The following is a 5,406-nucleotide window of genomic DNA, read 5'->3' as shown; positions in this document are numbered from 1 at the left end:
CGCGTCGCTTTTTGTCTCTTTACTAATATAAACATATCTTTCTGAAAATTGCAACCCCTCCATCAAAAAAACTTTTTAGATTGTGGGAGGGGTTGCTGAAATCGGCGATCGAGTCTCGATCGCCCTAAAGCATCGAAACTTCCCCGATTACCTCCAAGCGCTTGAACTCACTCAGAGTCAGGTAAGTCTCCGCCAGAGTTTCGGCGATCGTCGGAGTAATCCACCCCAACTGCTTGAGCAAGTGAATCGCCACAGCAAATTGAGCACGCTTTCCTCCATCCGTCACCTTAATTGCCAAGCCCATGCCTTCACCAACGCGGCCAATGCACTGCACCCCTTCGGCGCCGGACTTGCTCACCAATTCCCCTTGAGTCAAACGCATCAGTTCCGTGTCAAATTTGCCCTCACCCGCAACCATCATCGGGTGATGAGTCATAGCGCGGACAATCCGCTCCATATCCACATTGTTGCCGGAGGCTAACTGAGCGTACAAAGACGCCATTTGCCCCAACTGCAACAGATAGGTAGGAGCGCCGCAGTCGTCGCGAGCGCTGATAAACTCTTCGGCAGGCATGGCCAGCAAGTCAGCCACTTTGCCCAAAATAAGCTGCTGGACGGGATGTTTGCGCCGTAAATAAGTGTCCAGAGGCCAGTGCAGTTGCTGGCAGACAGCCAGCATTCCGGCGTGTTTGCCGGAGCAGTTGTATTGCAGGGCGCTCTTTTTGCCTTCGGGAATGGGGCATTGAAGTTTAGAGGGGTCAATGTCGCAGCGCCACAGGACGTTAAATACCTGGCGCGATTGCTCGATCGTACCTTGATGGGAACTGCAAATAATCGCTAAATCTCGATCGGTCAATTCGTAGCGTTCTAAAGTGCCAGTCCCCGTCACCGCCAAAGCTTGAAAAGGCTTGAGTGAAGAACGGACAAATGAGGCCGTTTCCGAGTTACCAGCAACAGACAGAACGCGCCCGCGGTTGTCGCAGACAGCGGCCTGGGCGCGGTGCCTCGATTCCACAATACCTTCGCGCAGCAGTGTGACTTCCAGTTCGGGAGCTTGGGTTCGTTTTCCCCTTGTCATATCAATTTTAGATTTTAGATTTTAGATTTTAGATTGGGGCCGGTGGAAGTTATGAGTTGCGAGCTGCCAGTTAAGAGTTATAAAGTTAATCTTTCGGCGATCGTTTCTCACTCATGCACGGGAGTGTGCCGGCGTTGGCTGTGCGCGGCAATCTCAAAACTCAAAACTCCCGAACCGAACCGATTACAAACAACTCCAAGTTAGTCCCCCGGCAACCAGCAATACTGTCAAACCATAAAATGTCTGCCGCAGACGCCTGAGAATTGGTTCTAGTTGGTAGTTAACAATCAACTGATCTTGAAGCAAAACTTCGGGAGTTTTAGGCCAAGATTGACAATCGTACCAACCAGACTCTTCGTAGACGACCGTGGGATTTGAAAGGCGCGATCGCACGTAGAACCAACCCAAGTAGAGTCGCAGCAAAGCTAATCCTAGAATAAAACCGGCACCTGCGGCACCGCTGAGGACAAACTGAGCTGGATACTTGCTTGGAGCAAAGCTAGAAGCAGCTATCGGCACCGATACCAAGCAACTCCAAGCCCACACCCAAGCTAGTTTTGCCAGGTATCCGGGCCAATTGAGTGTTACCCAGCTAAAAAACCAGGATTCTTTAAGTTCTTGGTATTCATTGATCGGTCGCTGTTCTTGCGGAACGGGACAAATAGAAGCAGAAACGTTTTTCACATTAGCCATCCTCACGGCGTGGGGGAAAAGTCAATGCGTTCGGCGTGTCCCCAGAACGCTTCTAAATTGTAGAACTCCCGCTCTTGAGGCTTCAAAATGTGAATGATCGCGTCGCCGTAGTCCATGACGACCCAACTAGCGTCTGATAGGCCTTGTGTACGCAGTGGCAAGCGTTGCCACTCTTCTTCCACTTGGTCTGCTATCGCTTGGGAGATGGCTCGTACCTGCACGTTGGAAAATCCGGTGATGATCGCAAAGTAGTCTGCCAAGTAGCATACTTCTGCCACCCGGAGCAATACAATATCTACTGCTTTGCGGTCATCGGCTGCTTGGGCAACGGTCATGATCAGGCCACGAGCTTCGTCTGAGGAGGTGCCGTCCGTTGCTGTAGACTGGGCCCTGGAGTATTCGAGTTGAGTTAGATCTGACATTAAGTGTTTAATTTCCTAATTGATACGGTAAGGGGGAATCGGTGCGTTTTCGCGATCGGTTGTTGACAGTTTGAGACGGGAAATAGGAGTTAGGTTGAAGCCAAAAGTAAGGACAGGATTGCTGATAAATTTTACTTTTAACTTGTGATTTGTTCGATCGACTTCTGGGTCGAATTTCCTGTTTCCGGCGATTCGCGGGCCATTTGCAGCGCCCAATTCCGCGTAAGTACGGTGCGGGGGTGGATGTAGCAGCGAGTTTCTAGCAAATATTTAAGAGAATAATCGCTAGTTTGCCACACGGCTGCATAAAGATTTTGCCAGCTTGCCTCACGCAGTGCTTCTAGTTGGGCTGTGTTGCCGCGGCTCGGCTCTATGGTATCTGCTATGAATACGGTACAACTGAGCTGGCTCATGTTTGGTCTGCCGAGGGTGTGATTGGCGATTGCGTCCAAAATTTCTCGATCGACCACCCCGAATTCGTCTCTGGCGACGATCGCGCTGGCGTCTGCGTGCAGCAAATGCGGGTGTGCTTCCAACACTGAGTCTAACTCTAAACCTTCCTTCTGGGCCATGTGCAGCAGCAGTGGAGGTTTGAAGTATTTTGCCAAATCGTGCAACAAACCTGCCGATCGGGCTTTTGCTTCGTCGAGGCCGTAATGGCGAGCCAAGTCACCTGCTACCTGTTCGACTCCGAGGATATGTTTGATTCGGGCAGCAGGAACGCGCTCACAGAGCCAAGCTAGGACGTTTTCGCGCGCGGGTGCAAGTGTCAAATATTAACTCCAAAATTGTATGAGCTACTATTTTAGCGTTTTGTTTCGATCGGCTGCGGTATCGGGCACGCAGGCAGGGCGGTTTCATTTTCACGAAAATCGCGATTTTGACTCTTGTAGTGCCAAGAATTCCTACCCCCCACAGACGATGATTCACAAGCCTTGGCGACATGGGGGCAGCCACTCTTTGCTGCTCCTACAAGAGAATGAAACAGCCCTGCCCTCTTCTTTCAATTTCGCGGCAGAGTATAATAGAACAAAATCTCTCAAACCTTAGCTGGGTCTATGGTTAAGCCTCGCCAAGCTGATTCAACCTTGAAATTGATTGATGAGTATTGTCACTAACCTGTGGAGCATTTAAACCAGTAACGAGGCTTGTAGGGTGCATCAGGAGTGAACACTTACGCGCTTATGCGGAAAACACTTCTGTAATGACGCACCCTACTATCGTCTTTTAAATGCCGAACAGCTTATTACAGAAATCTGTTTTCAGAAGTCAGAAGCTTCAAAGCTTTTACACACATTCATGCTAGTGTAATTTTTGATATTAAACGTAAGACACTACCAGCCATTGCAGAGATAAAGGGGCTAGAAAATGCTCAAGGGCTGCATCACTTTGGTTGGCTCGATTAATAGCGTTAATTGATTTTTCTTCTAATCCCTTATTTTACTTGATGAAGAAGAGTAAAATATTATTTTATTCTGCTGACTGACAGAATAGGGGTAATAGTTTCATCAGTTATTGAAGAAGCAATCATTGTTCTAGACACTGCTGGTAATACAAATATACGGTAGACTAGGGAAGTAAATACGCAGGGTAAGTCGGCTCAGTATCACACATTTTTTAGTTGAGATAAAATCCATCCAAAAATTTTATTTTCGTCTAGTTCCGAAGTATAGTTTGCTTTTGAATGGGCAATATTTGATGTAGAATGGGTTCTTCAAGCATTTCCGATGAGCGAGATCGTTAGGTTGCTAGAAGAGGGCATGAGGGCTACCATTGAGTATTTTTACCTCAAAACTATCAAGGAGAAACAACCAAGTTGAAAACCTTTCCACGCTTGGGCTTAAACTGAACTACCTCAAAAAATAGCTGTTTGGGGCGATCGCCTCCTGTGAGCTTCACGACTGCTAGACGCGATCGCCATCAACATCTCAAATGAGTTATATAAACATACTTATGGATAATTTTCGCTCCAGTGGAGACAAGTTCTAAACAATTAATAATATGGCTTCAGTATCGAAGGAGCTGCGATCGTTCGTACAGAACGCCCACTGACAAGTCCAGCAACATTAGAGACCATTGAGAATTTACCAAGTTTGCTGAGTAAACTAGAGATATACTAACCCCCAATTTATTGAGTGAGGACTGGACAATGGAGACAATTACTGATCTGCCGGGGTATCGGATAACAGAACAACTCTATGCAGGATCTCGCACTCTAGTCTATCGAGGTATTCGGGAGAGCGATCGCACTCCAGTCGTCATCAAACTGCTGCGAAACGAATACCCCAGCTTCAGCGAACTGGTGCAATTCCGCAACCAATATACCATCGCCAAAAATCTACGTCTGCCTGGAGTGGTTGAACCCCTCGATTTAGCACCTTACAAAAACGCCTATGCTTTAATCATGGAAGACTTTGGAGGAGTTTCCCTGTCTACTTATCTCCCAGCAGCAAGTGATAAAAACCAACCCGATACATCTCTATCTTTAGAAAATTTTCTCAACCTAGCCAGGGAACTAGCAAATATTCTCCACTCTCTCTACCAAAACCGAGTTATTCATAAAGATATCAAACCTGCCAATATTCTGATTAACCCACATAGCAAACAAATTAAACTCATTGACTTCAGTATTTCTTCCCAACTGTCGAGAGAAACCCAAGAAATCCAGAATCCCAACACCCTCGAAGGCACATTAGCTTATCTCTCCCCAGAAAAGACAGGAAGAATGAATCGAGGCATTGACTATCGGAGTGACTTTTATTCCCTGGGTGTGACCTTCTATGAATTGTTGACAACACAGTTACCCTTCGAGTCAGACGACCCAATGGAGTTAGTGCATTGTCATCTAGCCAAACAGCCGATTCCGGTACATCAAATCAAGCCAGAAGTTCCCCTAATTTTATCCCAAATTGTTAGTAAACTGATGGCAAAGAATGCGGAAAATCGCTATCAGAGTGCATTAGGATTGAAACACGATTTAGAAATTTGTCTAGCTCAATTACAAAACACGGGTAACATTGAGACGTTTGCATTGGGAACGCGGGATATTACAGACCATTTCCTCATCCCCGAAAAACTTTACGGCAGAGAAACAGAAGTTGAAACCTTATTAGCAGCCTTTGAGCGAGTCAGCAGGGGCAGCACCGAAATGATGCTAGTATCCGGTTACTCTGGCATAGGTAAATCCGCCTTAGTACAAGAAGTTTATAAACC

5 protein-coding genes and 1 pseudogene are annotated in these 5,406 nt (G+C 47.0%); 2 read left to right on the top strand and 4 right to left on the bottom strand.

Annotated features, from left to right (window positions below; genetic code table 11):
* Positions 1–124: 124 nt before the first annotated feature.
* The 4 genes from QUB20_RS23795 to yqeK all read right to left on the bottom strand — a co-directional run bounded on the left by QUB20_RS23795 (position 125) and on the right by yqeK (position 2,966).
* Positions 125–1,078: an asparaginase gene (locus QUB20_RS23795; protein ID WP_333144243.1), complete on the bottom strand. Its 954-nt coding sequence runs from the start codon at positions 1,076–1,078 to the stop codon at positions 125–127.
* A 183-nt stretch (positions 1,079–1,261) separates the two neighbouring features.
* The gene (locus QUB20_RS23790) at positions 1,262–1,771 is read right to left on the bottom strand and encodes a CGLD27 family protein (RefSeq protein WP_333246119.1); all 510 of its coding nucleotides are present in this window, start codon (positions 1,769–1,771) and stop codon (positions 1,262–1,264) included.
* 2 nt (positions 1,772–1,773) lie between these two features.
* The gene (rsfS, locus tag QUB20_RS23785; RefSeq protein WP_333249989.1) at positions 1,774–2,193 is read right to left on the bottom strand and encodes a ribosome silencing factor; all 420 of its coding nucleotides are present in this window, start codon (positions 2,191–2,193) and stop codon (positions 1,774–1,776) included.
* A 137-nt stretch (positions 2,194–2,330) separates the two neighbouring features.
* On the bottom strand, positions 2,331–2,966 hold the full coding sequence (yqeK, locus tag QUB20_RS23780; RefSeq protein ID WP_333249991.1) for a bis(5'-nucleosyl)-tetraphosphatase (symmetrical) YqeK: 636 nt from the start codon (positions 2,964–2,966) through the stop codon (positions 2,331–2,333).
* A 483-nt stretch (positions 2,967–3,449) separates the two neighbouring features.
* On the opposite strand from yqeK, the pseudogene QUB20_RS23775 reads away from it, so the two are divergent.
* Together QUB20_RS23775 and QUB20_RS23770 are read left to right on the top strand one after the other, a co-directional pair.
* Positions 3,450–3,584, top strand: a pseudogene (locus QUB20_RS23775) (IS701 family transposase); the annotation flags it as partial.
* A gap of 758 nt (positions 3,585–4,342) precedes the next feature.
* Positions 4,343–5,406 (top strand): protein kinase domain-containing protein (locus QUB20_RS23770; RefSeq protein ID WP_333249993.1); only part of this gene is annotated, 1,064 nt, incomplete at its 3' end.

The organism is Microcoleus sp. B4-C2 (assembly GCF_036705265.1).
In the GTDB taxonomy this organism is placed as follows: domain Bacteria; phylum Cyanobacteriota; class Cyanobacteriia; order Cyanobacteriales; family Microcoleaceae; genus Microcoleus.
The sequence above is the reverse complement of the archived record's forward strand: the minus strand, read 5'-3'. Positions and strand labels throughout refer to the sequence as shown.